Origin of the sequence: Acinetobacter sp. AOR12_HL (genome assembly GCF_027855275.1) — a bacterium.
GTDB lineage: Bacteria > Pseudomonadota > Gammaproteobacteria > Pseudomonadales > Moraxellaceae > Acinetobacter > Acinetobacter baumannii.
Genome location: NZ_JAKTIJ010000025.1, coordinates 37,169 through 52,134, shown reverse-complemented (window position 1 = coordinate 52,134; position 14,966 = coordinate 37,169). Strand labels below are relative to the sequence as shown.

The 14,966-nt window shown below is 35.8% G+C and carries 14 protein-coding genes and 1 pseudogene; 9 read left to right on the top strand and 6 right to left on the bottom strand.

Annotation, left to right across the window (positions count from 1 at the left end):
• The first annotated feature begins 148 nt into the window (after positions 1 to 148).
• On the top strand, positions 149 to 811 hold the full coding sequence (locus tag MKL36_RS12885; protein WP_001049494.1) for a GntR family transcriptional regulator: 663 nt from the start codon (positions 149 to 151) through the stop codon (positions 809 to 811).
• 62 nt (positions 812 to 873) lie between these two features.
• On the top strand, positions 874 to 1,158 hold the full coding sequence (locus MKL36_RS12880) for a DUF1330 domain-containing protein (protein ID WP_001277471.1): 285 nt from the start codon (positions 874 to 876) through the stop codon (positions 1,156 to 1,158).
• 140 nt (positions 1,159 to 1,298) lie between these two features.
• Here the strand turns inward: MKL36_RS12880 and MKL36_RS12875 are convergent, their stop codons facing one another.
• From MKL36_RS12875 to MKL36_RS12860, 4 genes are all read right to left on the bottom strand, one after another.
• Positions 1,299 to 1,871, bottom strand: coding sequence for a cytochrome b (locus tag MKL36_RS12875; protein WP_021510303.1), 573 nt, complete (start codon positions 1,869 to 1,871; stop codon positions 1,299 to 1,301).
• Between the two features lie 12 nt (positions 1,872 to 1,883).
• On the bottom strand, positions 1,884 to 2,948 hold the full coding sequence (locus MKL36_RS12870) for a catalase family peroxidase (RefSeq protein WP_205665287.1): 1,065 nt from the start codon (positions 2,946 to 2,948) through the stop codon (positions 1,884 to 1,886).
• 118 nt (positions 2,949 to 3,066) lie between these two features.
• Positions 3,067 to 3,693 carry a hypothetical protein gene (locus tag MKL36_RS12865; protein ID WP_000670344.1) on the bottom strand — a complete coding sequence of 209 codons (627 nt, stop codon included), beginning with the start codon at positions 3,691 to 3,693 and terminating at the stop codon, positions 3,067 to 3,069.
• Positions 3,694 to 3,894: 201 nt separating this feature from the next.
• The gene (locus tag MKL36_RS12860; RefSeq protein ID WP_005132348.1) at positions 3,895 to 4,497 is read right to left on the bottom strand and encodes a TetR/AcrR family transcriptional regulator; all 603 of its coding nucleotides are present in this window, start codon (positions 4,495 to 4,497) and stop codon (positions 3,895 to 3,897) included.
• Positions 4,498 to 5,544: 1,047 nt separating this feature from the next.
• Here MKL36_RS12860 and MKL36_RS12855 point away from each other — a divergent pair.
• The 4 genes from MKL36_RS12855 (at position 5,545) to MKL36_RS12840 (ending at position 7,577) form a co-directional block, all read left to right on the top strand.
• The gene (locus MKL36_RS12855; RefSeq protein ID WP_021510300.1) at positions 5,545 to 6,165 is read left to right on the top strand and encodes a hypothetical protein; all 621 of its coding nucleotides are present in this window, start codon (positions 5,545 to 5,547) and stop codon (positions 6,163 to 6,165) included.
• A 16-nt stretch (positions 6,166 to 6,181) separates the two neighbouring features.
• The gene (locus tag MKL36_RS12850; RefSeq protein ID WP_021510299.1) at positions 6,182 to 6,511 is read left to right on the top strand and encodes a hypothetical protein; all 330 of its coding nucleotides are present in this window, start codon (positions 6,182 to 6,184) and stop codon (positions 6,509 to 6,511) included.
• An 86-nt stretch (positions 6,512 to 6,597) separates the two neighbouring features.
• Positions 6,598 to 7,071, top strand: a complete 474-nt coding sequence (locus MKL36_RS12845; protein WP_021510298.1) for a hypothetical protein — start codon at positions 6,598 to 6,600, stop codon at positions 7,069 to 7,071.
• A 71-nt stretch (positions 7,072 to 7,142) separates the two neighbouring features.
• On the top strand, positions 7,143 to 7,577 hold the full coding sequence (locus tag MKL36_RS12840; RefSeq protein WP_021510297.1) for a hypothetical protein: 435 nt from the start codon (positions 7,143 to 7,145) through the stop codon (positions 7,575 to 7,577).
• 8 nt (positions 7,578 to 7,585) lie between these two features.
• On the opposite strand, the gene MKL36_RS12835 is transcribed toward MKL36_RS12840, so the two are convergent.
• Positions 7,586 to 8,083, bottom strand: a complete 498-nt coding sequence (locus MKL36_RS12835; protein ID WP_002156371.1) for a GNAT family N-acetyltransferase — start codon at positions 8,081 to 8,083, stop codon at positions 7,586 to 7,588.
• A 213-nt stretch (positions 8,084 to 8,296) separates the two neighbouring features.
• Here MKL36_RS12835 and MKL36_RS12830 point away from each other — a divergent pair, with 213 nt between their 5' ends.
• The 3 genes and pseudogenes from MKL36_RS12830 to MKL36_RS19050 form a co-directional block, all read left to right on the top strand.
• Positions 8,297 to 8,878, top strand: a complete 582-nt coding sequence (locus MKL36_RS12830) for a histidine phosphatase family protein (RefSeq protein WP_021510296.1) — start codon at positions 8,297 to 8,299, stop codon at positions 8,876 to 8,878.
• 51 nt (positions 8,879 to 8,929) lie between these two features.
• A complete protein-coding gene (locus MKL36_RS12825) occupies positions 8,930 to 9,364 on the top strand; it encodes a hypothetical protein (protein WP_021510295.1) in 435 nt (144 codons plus the stop codon).
• A gap of 141 nt (positions 9,365 to 9,505) precedes the next feature.
• Positions 9,506 to 9,751: pseudogene (locus tag MKL36_RS19050) on the top strand (hypothetical protein); the annotation flags it as partial.
• Between the two features lie 40 nt (positions 9,752 to 9,791).
• Here the strand turns inward: MKL36_RS19050 and MKL36_RS12820 are convergent.
• Entirely contained in the window at positions 9,792 to 14,948 is a 5,157-nt protein-coding gene (locus MKL36_RS12820) for a DUF4011 domain-containing protein (protein ID WP_021510293.1), read from the bottom strand.
• Between the last annotated feature and the right edge of the window lie 18 nt (positions 14,949 to 14,966).

The following is a 14,966-nucleotide window of genomic DNA, read 5'->3' as shown; positions in this document are numbered from 1 at the left end:
CTTCCTTGCAAGTAAATTATCTTGTCATTCGTATTATGGTATACCATAATACATACTGAAAAAAAAGCAAGAGTTTGCTATGCTAATTTTTATTGAAAAACATGTAATGAAACTCAACATGTTAAAAAACAGGAAAATTTAATTACCTATGAATCTTAAAATTGAAAACCCGCCCGTAACTTTACGAGAGCTGTGTTTAGATAAAGTGCGTAATGCCATTATTACGGGCTATTTCCCTTCAGGAAAAAGATTGGTTGAAAGAACGTTATGTGAAGAACTTGGCGTGAGCCGTTCTGTAGTTCGCGAAGTGATTCGTTATTTGGAAGCAGAAGGTTTAGTCGAGATTTTGCCAAACAAAGGCCCTATTGTTTCACTACTTAACTGGGACATCGCTTCACAAATTTATGAAATTCGTCTTTTGTTAGAGCAAAGTGCTGTGGTTGACTGCACTAAAAATCTAGATGAAAAAACTGCTGAAAAATTAAAACTTCTATTAGAAGATCTTAAAGCTGCATTTGCCGCCGATGACATCAATCTCATTATTGCGACCTCAACCCAGCTTTATCAAACCATCTTTACAACAGCCAATCACCATATTGCTTGGGAAGTGGTTCAACGTTTAAACGGTCGAATTAGCCGTCTTCGTGCCATGACCATGAAATCGACAAAGCGTGAAATTTCAGGTTATCAACGTATTAAAAATATGTGTGAGGCCATCTATCTTCACAAAGACCCTGAAAAGGCAAAACAAGCTGTTGCTGAACATATTGCTGAAGCTGCTGCTGTCGCAAAAAATATTTTAGATGCTTGAAATCACAAATTTTAGGAAAAGGTAAATAGACCTTTATTGAATAAGTTATAGGGAAATACGATATGTCTGCGTACTGGATTGCTCATGTCACCATTCATGATATGGAACAATACAAACAATATATGGCCACTGCTCCGCAAGCTTTTCAAAAGTATGGTGCCAAGTTTCTTGCGCGTGGCGGTGCCTCTGAAGTCTTAGAAGGACAAGAGTTTGAACGCCACGTGGTGATTGAGTTTCCAGATATGGAAACTGCACGTGAATGTTATTTTTCACCTGAATATCAGCTTGCCAAAAGTAAACGCCAAGGCTGCTGTGATGTCATGGTGAGTTTTGTTGAAGGAATCTAAATTGCTGAATTGATTTCTCAACTTGAGAAATCAATTCTATTTTAAGTCGTTATATCGGCGAGCTTATTTATATGTTTTAAATAAACCTTATAAAAACCTCACCATTAACTCATCGTTCAATCGAAAAAATTTCAAGCAAACTAATCAGCTTCTTCTTTTTTAGAAGAAGGCCCCAAAGCCATACTCGAAAATACGCCATCGCGATAAATCCATGCATGTAATAATGCAGCAGATAAATGACCAATGACGACAGCAAATAATAGCCAAGCCAAAATTCCGTGTAGAGTACGGAACCAAGCGTAAAACGTAGAGTTGGTTGGTGCTATAGGTGGAAGATCCCAACCCGGAAATAAAGTGACAGGCCAATTACCTGCCGATAGCGTCGCCCATCCGAGCAATGGCAAACTAAACATCAAAATATAAAGTAGCCAATGTGATGCATGGGCAAGAAACGCCTGCCAGCGCGGTACAGTCGGCGGCAAAGGTGGAATTGGATAACAGAGTCGATTTATTAATCTTATGATGACCAATAATAAGATTGCGATTCCTAAAGGACGGTGAATATTGATTAACCACGGACGCCAAGTCATTGAGGTGGTCATTCCTACCCCAATAAATAGCATAGCCAGAATTGCTGCCGCCATAAGCCAATGCAGTATTCGCGCAGTCAAATTAAAATGACGTGGAGCATTATCGTTAGATTTATTTTGCATAGTTCATCTCTCCTATTTGCCCACGGCATCCGTTGCTTTGCCAAATCCAATTTCACGTAATCGAGCATTGTAAGACTGTGAATAGATCGCCGCTCGTGCTGCGAGTACTGGGTCATCTGATAACTCAATTCCCGGTGGCACCAAAGTTGGGTCAAAGTTAATATCACGACATGCGCCATTTACCTGATCAGTCACATTTTTCACTTCTAATGTTCCGGCTATAACTTCTTTACGGTCTTTTGGCCAAGGCTGAGATGGGTCATTCACCGGGTCTCCCGGCTCGGCAAGTTGCAAAACCAAGTCCCAATAGAGCGGTCCTTCAGCCAAACGTTTTTTGATGTCTTTAAATAAGAAATCATGATCAGCTTGATCACGTTGTTCTTTGGTCAGACTAATAAATTTTGAATGAGGACGCATAGACCAACGGACTAGCTGTTCTTGTCCATTGGCCGCTCGCAATATAAAGGCATTTACAACATAAAATTCTGCACCGCTAAAACTACCGGTTAATGGCATCTTGGCCTTTTGCTCAATAGACTTACGCGCTTCGGGATATTCTTTTAAAAACGCCTCAACAAGGGCTGGATCAGGTTTACCAGTAGACGGAACCGGTTTAAATGCTTTTTGCTGCGCCAAAAAACCTTCAGCATTTCGCGTCGGGAAATAAGGAAAGTTGTTTAATTTCATACGCCACTGTGAATGATCGGCTGGAGAAAGTAATAAAGCCATACTCACTGTTGCGGTAGAATTATCTGCCGCATGCGGATTACCGCTTCCAATAGAAAATCGGCCAATTGCTGGTATATCAGACTTGGCAAATACAGTGGCTTTAGAGAGTGCTGCTGCCGCACCATTACTATGGTAAGTGCCATCAAAACAAATACCTTTACCATGTGCACGTCGATATCCGGGATCAAAGTTTTTTAATGTATCACCCAAAAAAGTTTTGGATGTTGTTCGATGTCCAAATAGACCAGCGGTCCAAGCAAATGCCAATACTAAAGCGCCTGCGATTACAGCAATACCCACGAATCGCAGCCAGTACTTCTTTAGCGTTTTAAAATTCAAATTATTCATTCTTCATCCTGTGTAAATTATATAGCTGCATTTATAAAGAAAAGTTTTATCCTATAAAATACGCAGGACTTCTTATCCTGTCGTCCTTTTGAACCAAGAAAATAATTTTCGCTTAAGCTTATTTTTTTATAGGTAGTAGTAAAACAGGGTCTTCAATATCGTAACCAGTTTCTTCTGGAACCCCCAAATATTTAACGACAACCAACCTCTTATTTTGTTTAGGCACACTATAATTTTGGGAAATTTTTATTGCTTTGCTGTAATGAACCGCAACATGGGTCTTACTTTGTAAAGACGGCGATTTTACAACATATTCTGTTTTATATTGCGTGATCTTTCCTGAAGGATCAAACCAAGACGATACCTGATTCTGATGAGTTTTTAACGTTTGAATTTTTACAGTCTTACTATTACTTACGACTAAGGGGGTTAAATTCCTTTTAATTTTATTAAGTGCCTTATTAAACGCTGTACTATCTTGATCATAATCAATCTTATGTGTTTTTGGATTGATATAGAGAGATTTAACTTCAATCAGTTTATCAGGCGATTTACTATTTAATAGATAATAATATAGTTGTGGTAGGCGTCCTCGGCCATCTTCATAATGTCTTAATACATAAAGTTTCTTCTCTTTTTGCTGATAGCCCAATACTTCAATTTTTTGTCCACCACCCACTGTCGCATAGGTATGTGCGGATAAGGTAAGAATCGTGCTAAAAGTTAAAAATTTTAGAAATTTCATTAGTTCATATCCTTGTGATCTGATAACTATATTGTATAAATACCAATCAGTTTAAAATGACACTTGAGTAAGTGTTACTTGCTGTTTTTATATTCTTTTGTACACAAGCAGCCTTTCTAAGGAGGCTTTATTTATTATTTCTCTCCCCCCTTCAAAACAACTCGTCTAGCTTTTACATATAAGCCGTCATAGAAGAACAGGCTAGCACTTGCTAGCATCGACATGAGTAAACATACATGGACTAAAATTTCTAACAAAAGAATTTAAAAAATAATCCAACATCTTTTCCCGCTCGATTGCCCCATCTGAGCTTAAAAGCTGAATGATTGTGCCCTCCACCATATATACAAATAGCTTGGCATCGGTAAAAGAAGCATCCGCGTTTAGCACTCTAAGCTGACTGTAAATTTCATTTTTGAGCCATGTTCTATAGCGCATTGCGGATTGATAAGCGTTGGGATAACTATTTTTAATCTCAAATATGGCTTTAAATAATAAGTAATACGGCCCTTCTAAATCGGTATGTAAATAATAAAGCTTCTTAAGTTTATCTATTGGGGGAGTGCTTAAGTCATACTCGACCATTGCGACTACTTGCTCTTGGAGTTTTTCTTTTTGCACCATCAGGCAGATTTCAATAAGCCGCTCTTTTGAGTGAAAGTAATTATAAAAAGTCGCTTTCGTAATTTCTGACTCTTTCACTATTCTATCGACCCCAATAAGGTGAAATCCACGGTGGTGAAACAGATCAATTGCTTTATTTACAACATATAAGGTACGTGTTGGGAGAACTAAATTTGGCATAGTTTTACCGTTATAAAAATTTTTGTTGTATGTAGAGATAAAAAAGCCTGTGCCCTTTTTGGGAGAAAAAAAGGCACAGCAAAGCCACAAAGACTGTGCTTGGCACATCTCAAGTTTTGTTGTTGCTAAGTTTTAAGTAAAAATGACTTTAAGCCTGACAACCTTAAGGCGTTCAAGCTGCTTTATTTTTTAAGCTGTGTCGTTATAGCTTTTGGCATTGAGAGCCAAGAAATATTGGATGTGCAAAGCCAACTCCTTTTTATTGGGAGTTCTGCCGACATGGATAGAAATTATGGTGGCAGAACGAGAAAGGGTTCGCGGACTGGTACAACAACCAGCACACCCGAGGGTGTCCCTCTCCCGTCCTACCGCTACGGGAGGAGACGAGGAGATGCTCACACAAAATTATCCCTCAGAAAGGAATAATTCTGATGTTGTTGTAATCGGTCCGCGACGACCGGCTGGCAATGTGGCCAGCAGGCAAAGAATAGTGCCCAACCCTTTTGCAGTCAAGCACGCAAAATGCCATTTGTTTTAAATTAAATCATTAGAAAAGAAAGGCTAAATAATGAGTGGATTATTGTTAAGTGGGGCAATAAAAACAGCCTTAAGATGGGATGTTTTTTGGGATGAGATAAGTAATATAAAATTAATTTCTAAATAATTAATAAAATTTTAATTTAACTATTGAATAAAAACAAATCACCTATAAATAGGTTAGATAGAAACTTTATATGAGCAACAAATGCAATTTAAACAAAAATCCTTCAGAAAGGTTCCTGACTCTTTAGCTAATATTCCGGGGAAATTTCTATTGGTAAAAAATTATCAGATTTAACCTCAGACCATCTAAAAAAAATTTCCGATAATGATACATGGGAAGATGGGGATTCATTTCTTCCAAATAAAATCGGAAAATTTTCCAGAATAAATGCAGATGGCAAAGAAATTGTTAGGAGAGACCTACCTAAAGAAACCATTACGAGAGCATTTTACTACACTCGCTATGAGTTTCATGGAAGAGATAATAGAGTTGAAATTGAAGACATGGCATGGAGAACATATCAACGCTATCCTAGAGAAACTATTCCTGCTCAAAATATTCATGTTAATTGTATTGAAAGCCAAAATGAGAAATTTTTATTAATAGAATGTGATAGCCAAGAAGATCCAGCTTTATTTTTACATAAGCTTAACTTAGCTTTAGAAATTTTCGGCTCGGATTTGGAGTTTCACGTAGCAGCTAAAGATGGTTTCGTAGCATTACCTCAAACATTCAAAATCGTAAATTGGTTAATTCTTCCAGCAGGTACATATACCCAAGAAGAATTAAAAGATAAAGTTAAACAAACCATATCACCTAAATTGAGTAAAACAGTCAAACCAGTAATTGAAAAAAGATTAGATAAAATAGGATCCTATCAGTACAGTGGTATTGTTATTGGAGTAGGTGGATATAAAGGGTATGTAATTTATCACTTCCCCCAAAAAAGTATCTCAGTTTTAGAGTCTGACAGCCCTAATAATGCTACGTATGTATTTAATCATTCTGACTGGGAACAACTATCTAAAAAAACCAAGACTGAGATTATTAACAATAATCTAGCAATCAAGAGAATTATTCACGATCCTGATTGGGATCAAAAAATAGATAATCTTTTAAGATAAACAAAGGGCTTATATAATGAAATTTAAAGAAATATTTACTCAGGCTATTAACACTAAAAGCAAACTAGAAGTCACCTTTTTTTCTAAAGAAGATAAAAGTCCTTTAACTCGCTTATGTGCTCCATTTGATATAGGACCGGGCAGTAATATTAAAAAAGATACAGCAGATCGTTATCACTTCTGGGATTATGATAGCGACACTGGGCCACACACTTTATCTCTTGTCGATGAACAAGTTATTGAGATAAAAATATTAAACGAAAAGTTTGAACCTTCAAATATTATTACTTGGAATTTCAAACCAAACTCTTGGCATCTTCCTAGAGATTGGGGAAATTATAGCTAAGAACATGAACAAAAATTAAAAATGGGAGCTATTTGCTCCCATTTTTTTAATGCGTATAATATTTATTTAAAAAACTTAATGATGAAATGATAGAACCAAATTACATTGAAATTGGTACGAAAGAGTTTTCTTTTACTATTCTGAATATCAATCCTCAAAAGAATCTTTTACCTCTTACAATCAATATTAATGGGCTTTCATTTGGTACATTAGATTCACCAACATACATGCCTAGCTTTATTGGAGATTTAAAAGCATTAGTGCAAGGGCCCTTCCATAAAAACTATAATTTAACTATTGAAAACTTTTTAGAAAATCTCTGCATAAACCAAGAGTTGATTGAGCATTACAGATTAACCTTAGAAGAAACTTTTGACGATTTTTCAAAAATTGGGGTTCGGAATCAAGAATCCATTTTTTTCTTATTTAAGTTACATAAAAATCCATTTTTTATATATCCAAACTTAAGTGAAGAAATTATATATGCTGAACATGTACCGATTAATTCAGTTGAATCGGCTCTAAGTGAATTAATAAAATATGTAGCGACTCTCCCCTAAACCGGCCTCTATTCAAATTTTATGAATACGCTAACTAACTTTAGACAAATTGCTAAGTAATATTTAAAACTATGGAAAGAAATGAATACCAAGAAGAAAAACACACAAAGTTCATTTATTCGAGTAAAAGACGCATTCAGCGAAGAGTTCTACAATTAGAGAAACTTACGGCCGAGGCCATTCATAACTATACTCACCTCAACTACAAGGATGAATGGTTTGAAAGTAACTTTTCAATTTTAAGTTGTTGGAAATTCTCTAAAAAAGACTTTGATAATGCCGACAAATTTTGGTGCGATGCCATTTATTTCGAAGACTTTCATATAGAAAATGAACGAGTATTTACTTTTAATGGACACGCATGGATTGGCTTGGTAAGCAATGTTGGATCAGAATGGAAAGTTCCAGTGTCAGGAAAATTTTGTATAAGTTCGAATGGCAAAACTTTAAAAAGCTATACCTTAACTTTTTACAATGAAAGTCAGGAATTAGTTTTGGCGAAATAATAAAAATATTAGATCACAAAAAGCTTCATCAGAATTTCGTCAATATATTCATCATTATCTTTTAGAGCTTTTTCTTCAATTCCATAGATTTGAAAACCAAGTTTTTTATAAAGGTGAATTGCTGCTTTATTGTCTTCTGCAACAGTAAGTAAAATTTGTTCAACGTGCTTTTTACTATATTCAATGACTGCATTAAGTAGATGACTTGCAATACCTTTTTGTTGAAATTCAGGCTCAATAAACACACTCGACAAATATGCTTTATGAGAAAGCTTTACTCCAATCTCTTGTGTTAATGTGGCTAAGCCTATTATTTCATTTTTATAGTAGGCACCAAATACCATTGAATTTGATAGGCACGCTTCAAAAAATATTGAAGGTCTCTCTACCTCTGCATCATAGGTAGATCCAAACATTTTTGGTGATTTTTTTAAAGCGGAAAGTCTGATAGTTCTGAAATCTTTAAGCTCGTTAATACTTAAAATTTTAATCTTAATATTTGACATCTTTTTATAATTAAAAAATTTAATACGGAATAAGTTAGCATAATCTATTAATTAGAATTATAAAAAACTGTAATTTACCTATTACTCATAAGATATGTTGATAAAGAAATAACACATACTTAGGTATGTAAAAGGATTTACCCTACTCTCAATTTATAAAATTAATAATCTCTAAGTGAGAAACATCGACCTAAAGAGTCTAATGGAATCAAAATGAGTATTTTTCTAATCCGACATGCTGAAAGTGAAGCGAATATTAATGGTAAGACCCTTTCGCATGCTTCAATTGCTTTAAGTCAAAATGGGCATAAACAAGCACAAGCACTCTGTTCAAAACTGCCCGTGATTGATCATGTGATTGTGTCTCAATATTTGCGTACACATCAAACCGCCGCCCCACTCTTAGAAAAATATAATCTCAATTTTGAAGTAGATAAACATTTGCATGAGTTTAGCTATTTGTCTGAGCGTAAATGTGAAAATACCAATATGGACGACCGTAAAGCTTGGGTAAATGCATATTGGGAAAAAATGGATTATCAACATAAAGATGCCGGTGATGCCGAATCTTTTGAAGATCTATATATGCGGGTTCAAGCTTTTCATGAGAAGTTAAAAGCATTAAATGAAAATTATGTCCAAAAGAATTTAGCTGTGTTTAGTCATGGACAGTTTTTACAGCTTTTGATGATGCAGATACAACAACCTCAACCAATTTCCAAAGATTTAATGCAGCAGTTTAGATACAACTTGGTTGATCAGCCAATTAGAAACACTCAGATTTTTACTTATTGAACTGATAAATTTCGTATAAGTTACTTTTAGGCTTTTAGGAACTTCAAAACAATGAAAAAAATAATAACATTGCTACTCTTTTTTTGTATGACGGTAACTCTTACGGCTTGCTCACAGAAAGAAATTTATCTTACTCCGGAGGTGACAGGCTATATTTATAATAACGCTACGAAAGAACCTCTAAGACAACAAAAAGGCTTTATTGGATTTAATAGTTTAACTCCAAATGATGCTCCCGAGCTTGTTTTAAATAAAGATGGTAGCTTCACATTAAAGCCAATTGCAAAAAAATATTACTTTTTTAAACCAGACATGCAAGCATACTCTAACATGGCTGCTTTAATTTATATTAGTTTTGATGGGTTTAAAGTAAAGGATATAGACTATTCTGAGGAGAAATATAAAAGAATAAAAGCTGATGAAGGTGAATTCAGACCTTATAAAAAAGTTAATTTAGGTGTTGTTTATCTAGACCCTGAAAAATAAAACCCCTTCACAACTCATTATTAATAAAAAGTTGATTAGCTTTTAAATGAAGTCTAACTCAATATATCCTTTTCAAAAAACCAAAGCTAAGTACAATAACCATGACTTAGCTTTGAATCAAAATCAGTAATATTTAAAAATATGGAAAGAAACAAATACCAAGAAGATCAATATAGAAAGTTCATTTATTCGAGTAAAAGATGCATTCAGAGAAGAGTTCTACAACTAGAAAAACTTACGGCCGAGGCCATTCATACCTATATTCACCTCAACTACAAAGATGAATGGTTTGAAAGTAATTTTTCAATCTTAAGCTGTTGGAAATTCTCTAAAAAAGACTTTGATAACATTGACAAATTTTGGTGTGATGCCATTTATTTCAAAGATAAAACCAGATAAGGTCAGCCCTTATCTGGTTTTATAGAATTTAAGCAACGTCTTTCTTCGATTTTATCTCTTCTAATACATTTACCAATTTAGTTAAGTTTTGCTCTGGGTCTAACCACCAATCTACCGTCCAAACCGATAAAACCTCCCAGCCTAATCCATTTAAAACTGTTGGTCTCAGCTGATCTCGGTCTCTTGCCGTAGCTGCTTTAGCGTAGTTTTCACCATCTACTATAATACCTGCAATATAACTACCCGAATTCAACTCATCCTTAATAGCTATATCTACACAACTATCGCCCTGACCGACTCCAACGTCCACACTCCAGCCTTGTTCTTGCAACTTAGCTTGTAGGTACTGTACGAATTCTTTTTTAGTCTTGTGTTTACTTTGATCAGCATAATTTAAATGCAACTGACCACTTCGAGCAAAAACGAGGAAATCTTTTAAATCTCTCACACCTTCGCTATTAGTACGTGCTAAATTAATTTCTTCCGGACTCAAAGCAGAGAAAACATGTAATCCTTGACGAGCGCGAGTAATTGCTACATTTAAACGGCGCTGTCCACCTTGACGGTTTAACGCACCAAAATTCATTGATAAGCGACCATCCTGATCTTTTGCGTAGGTAATTGAGAAAACGATAATATCGCGCTCATCTCCTTGCACATTTTCTAAATTCTTAACAAATAAAGGCTCAATACCTGATTTACTCAAGGTCTCTAACTCAGGATGATTCGCCAATTCATTATCCAGTAAATCCTCAATTAGCTTTTGTTGAGTCATATTGAAAGTCACAACACCGAGGGTCAGAGGGTTCTCCTGTCCTAATTGTGACTGTAAATGCTGAATAATAAATTCCACAATTGCCTTTGCTTCATTACTATTGGTACGTGTATCGCCTTTGTCGTATACACCCTCAACCACATGTAGTTTTACAGCTGTATCCTTAGCAACAGGTGCAGGGAAAGTAAACAAACCGCCTTTGTAGTATTTCTGATTACTAAATTGAATGAGGCTTTCATAGCGACTACGGTAATGCCAGTTCAAGGCCAATTCTGGTAACTGAGCAGCAAGGCATTCATCTAGGATACTTTCTAAATCTTCGGTTACTTCCTCATCGACCTCTTCCTCAGAATCTCCTTTACCAAAGAAACTTGTTGGCGGCATTTGTTTATTATCCCCCACCACAATTGACTGTTTACCTCTTGCTAAAGCACCAATCGCATCCCATACAGGAATCTGTGATGCTTCATCGAAAATCACCACATCAAATTTTGCTTCAGTATCCAGATATTGAGCAACTGATAACGGACTCATTAATAAACATGGTTTTAACCCAACTAACACATCAGGAATCTGACGCATTAATTCGCGTACAGGAATATGACGGCGCTTCTTACCTAATTCTTTATTGAGAACAGTCCACTGAGCCTTATATTTATCTTGTTCACTGAAAATAGCATTCCAACGATGAATAATCTCATGACTCGCAGCAAGCTGATGATCTTTGTCTTGTTGTGCAAAAGTCTGGATTTTCTGTTCATGCTGTTGGCTATTAAACTGATTTAGTTCTGGATGTTGACTAAATTGATGAGTAATCCAATGTCTCGCTAAATTAATATTCAAACGCTTTAAAGCAGCATCCAGCTCTAATGGAGTATCGAAGAGTTCAAAGGCCAAGGGTTTTAACCCCTGTTTAACTAACTGGCTCTTTATGGCCTGCCAATTTAACCAATGTCTCCAAGAGGAGCTGTGTTGTTGTAGTTGCTGCTGTCTTTCGAGGATTTCAGTAAAATTAATATCTGAATATGGAGTGAGCTGAGCATCATTTTTTAGTACGTGATCATTCAACAATTGACTGAATGTATTTTCTACTTGAGTTATGTTTTGCTTTATTCCATCCAGATTATTATTTTTACTAAATTCCACAGCTTTTAATAAAGTTGCCTGATCAATAATTGTCGAAGCAACTATTTGCTTAATTTCTTGCCACTGATTGTGCATAGCTTCAAAAATTTGCCACGTGCTATCTTCACCCTGCCAGTAAGGGCCAAGTTTACTCGCTAACTGATTTTCACATTCAGTAAACTGTCTTTGTTGACTTTGGATATGTTGCAAAATTGGTAAGTCATGTGCAACTGCCAAAGCTGTAGGGCGTTGAGTTGAGCTTTGATAAGTTTTGACTAAATTTCTCAACTGAAACTTAGCGAACCATGAGAATGGAAAAATTTTTGATTCTGCTTCACGCCATTTAAAAGCAATTTGACTTAAATCTGCTTGATAAATTTGGGATTGGTATTGTCCAACCAAAGAAGAACGCTGCTGTTTTAAATCTTGGACTATTTGTTTCGCTTGTGTGATTGTTCCTAAATTTAAGTCTTTAACAACACTTAGTAATTTTAAATCAGTTTGTTGAACAAGATCAGATAATGTCTTAAAAATAGAAATATCATTTTTAACCTGACTCAGATTTTGCTTTGCATCAAATCCAAAAACTTCTTGCCAAGTAGACACTGAATTTTGTAAACGTTGTATCTGGTCTACAAGCTGATCTTGTAACATTTGATACTGTTCTTGCCATGCCAAACTCCAAATTGGCTCAGCTAAACCTTCGGCAAAACCATTCAATACATCTTTCGCATTTTCGTTGACGAGCTGACGCAAACTTACAGCTTGAGTCACTGTCTCACTCATTAGCTCACGTTTTTCTGCTGTCAAAGTCGCAATACTGATATCCGGAAAACGTAAATGTGGTGTATCCCTATATCGAAGTTCATCACTCATTGCAGCATATAAACTCCAGCCAATCGCATGTGATGTATGGAGATTTTTTACATGCTGATTCAGTTCATCACGGGTTTGAATTAATCTATCTGAAAGTTTCTGCCATTCAGTTGTTTTGGGCTGAGCACTTAAGAAGTAAGGATCATTATTTTTCTGCGCTCTTTCTCTTAGTTGATCAAGTACTTCCATTTTTTGAGATTTTGATGAGTGTAACTGTAAGCACAATTCACTTAAGCCAATTTGTGTTAGACGGCGATAAACGACTTCTAAAGCAGCCATTTTTTCAGACACGAATAATACAGATTTACCATCGGCCAAACATTGAGAGATCATATTGGTAATAGTCTGCGACTTACCTGTACCAGGAGGGCCTGACAACACAAAAGTACGTCCTAACGCTGCGGACATGACAGCTGCCAACTGCGAAGAATCAGACGATAATGGCGTAAATAATTGTTGTGGCTTATATTGTTGGTCTAATTGAGCAGGTTGCGGGAATTCATCTTGTTTAATAAAAGGTTCCCGTGGAGACTCAATCAGATGATTTACCACAGATTGATTTTTTAGTTGATCCATTCTTGACGATAAATCAAGCCACATTAAATATTTTGAGAATGAGAATTGACCGATTGCAGCTTCAGCTTTTACTTCCCATCCTGCTATATTTACAATTGCCTTTCGTACAATATGTAAAACCTGATTGACATCAATACCAGAATCATCTGTTGGTAAAGGGTTTAAGCCTGCAATATCAAGTTCAAAATCCTGTCTTAATAATTGTAATAAGGTGGAGTTAAAACGTGGCTCATCATCATACATAAATAGACGATAACCTGTTTTAGCTGTCTCACGCGTAATCTGTACAGGAATGAGGAGTAAAGGTGCTTTAAATGTACGTTTCGAGCGCTCAGACTCTCTCCACTCAAGAAAACCAACCGCAAGAAATAATGTATTAGCCCCGCCTTCCTCTAAAGCAGTACGTGAAGCACGATAGACTTCAATCAAGCGTTTTTCTAATAAAGGTGTATCTAAAGGACTAAATAATAATTTCCTAGAAAGGTTTTCATCAACGTATTGATTAATATGCTGATTTTCGTTGTCACGTTGAACATCTTTTAGAGAAATACTATCAACACTTTTAAATAAGAAACCTTCCTGATTTGCTAACGCATCTTCAAGTTTACTAAGTGTTAATTCAGAACACTGTAATGGGATGCTGTAACGGTTATCTTTAAAATTTAAGAGTTTGTTACGGAGGCTTAAATCCAATAAACGGCGTAACCAACGGTCAACACGTGTGGCTTTGTTTTCAAGAGGGCACTCATTATCGTAAACAGGAATAGATGCTGTCGCCCATTCAATCTCTGTATCATCCAAATAATTTTTCTTTTCCAGATTTGCAGAAATCGGTTTAATACCACGTAAACGGGATTGACGAACATCTATCGCAAGATAAAACTTATTCTGACTAGATTCATCCTTTATATATTGTTTTGCAGTTTCTAGTGCAGTTGTAAATTTGCCTTGTTGTGTAAGCAACGTGGTTTCGATAAAGACTATCTCACCTAAATCATAGCGTTTTCTTAAAGCTTGAATATCATCAATGATTAAATCGACATTTGGCGTCTCATTTAACCAAACACCAAGATACGAATGTCCTTCTTCAATAATAAGTAAAGTATCTAGGCCTATTTGTTCAGCCAAGGCACTTAAAAGTATTGTCGTGTCTAAACAACATGCTAACTTTTCTTCAAAAATCTGCTTTGCCAAACGGATTCGTTGGCCCGATTTAACAAAGCTTGCTGGGTTAACAATATAATGAATATCTTGTTGTAATAAAGATTCCCATACCGCATTCAGCTGAGATAAAACAGAATCTCGATCTCGGTCTTGATAACCATTTAATGAACCTAGTCCTTTTGTTTTTAAAATTTCACTCGCTTTAACAAGAATTGGACTAAGAGCTGAAGCATTAGGCTGCGAAAAACTTGCCAATAACTCAATTGGCTGACGTTCTCCACCCCAAGTATCAATAGTCAATACATCGATTTCTATCTGCTGTTCTGCTAGTAGTTCTTCATTTTCACTTATCCAAACTACTTCGATATTCCCTTTAATATTCTCGGGTATCTCTTGCAATAATTTAATATCAAAAACTAATTTTGGTTTATCAAGAGCCAAGACTTGGTTGCCTTCCAAGTTCGCAATATTGATGGTGTGTTCTTTGAAATACTCAGGATTAGATCGAATAACGATTCGAGAACCAGAAATTGTTTCAGTTGAAGAGATTAGAACTTGTCGAATAAGGGGTACTGAGTTTTGCTGTAAAACAAAATTCAAAGCTGATGCACAATCAACTTTTAATGAATACTCAGGATTAAGTTGTTGTTTATTATCAATTTCTGGCACTATTGCCCCCTTATCTAT

Excerpts from the sequence above, each read along its gene's own strand:
- MKL36_RS12840 (WP_021510297.1), top strand. The coding sequence starts at position 7,143 with ATGGAAAGAAATGAATACCAAGAAGAAAAACACACAAAGTTCATTTAT.
- MKL36_RS12830 (WP_021510296.1), top strand. The coding sequence starts at position 8,297 with ATGAGTATTTTTCTAATCCGACATGCTGAAAGTGAAGCGAATATTAAT.
- MKL36_RS12850 (WP_021510299.1), top strand. The coding sequence starts at position 6,182 with ATGAAATTTAAAGAAATATTTACTCAGGCTATTAACACTAAAAGCAAA.
- MKL36_RS12885 (WP_001049494.1), top strand. The coding sequence starts at position 149 with ATGAATCTTAAAATTGAAAACCCGCCCGTAACTTTACGAGAGCTGTGT.
- MKL36_RS12880 (WP_001277471.1), top strand. The coding sequence starts at position 874 with ATGTCTGCGTACTGGATTGCTCATGTCACCATTCATGATATGGAACAA.
- MKL36_RS12870 (WP_205665287.1), bottom strand. The coding sequence starts at position 2,948 with ATGAATAATTTGAATTTTAAAACGCTAAAGAAGTACTGGCTGCGATTC.
- MKL36_RS12845 (WP_021510298.1), top strand. The coding sequence starts at position 6,598 with ATGATAGAACCAAATTACATTGAAATTGGTACGAAAGAGTTTTCTTTT.
- MKL36_RS12835 (WP_002156371.1), bottom strand. The coding sequence starts at position 8,083 with ATGTCAAATATTAAGATTAAAATTTTAAGTATTAACGAGCTTAAAGAT.
- MKL36_RS12865 (WP_000670344.1), bottom strand. The coding sequence starts at position 3,693 with ATGAAATTTCTAAAATTTTTAACTTTTAGCACGATTCTTACCTTATCC.
- MKL36_RS12855 (WP_021510300.1), top strand. The coding sequence starts at position 5,545 with ATGGCATGGAGAACATATCAACGCTATCCTAGAGAAACTATTCCTGCT.
- MKL36_RS12860 (WP_005132348.1), bottom strand. The coding sequence starts at position 4,497 with ATGCCAAATTTAGTTCTCCCAACACGTACCTTATATGTTGTAAATAAA.
- MKL36_RS12825 (WP_021510295.1), top strand. The coding sequence starts at position 8,930 with ATGAAAAAAATAATAACATTGCTACTCTTTTTTTGTATGACGGTAACT.
- MKL36_RS12875 (WP_021510303.1), bottom strand. The coding sequence starts at position 1,871 with ATGCAAAATAAATCTAACGATAATGCTCCACGTCATTTTAATTTGACT.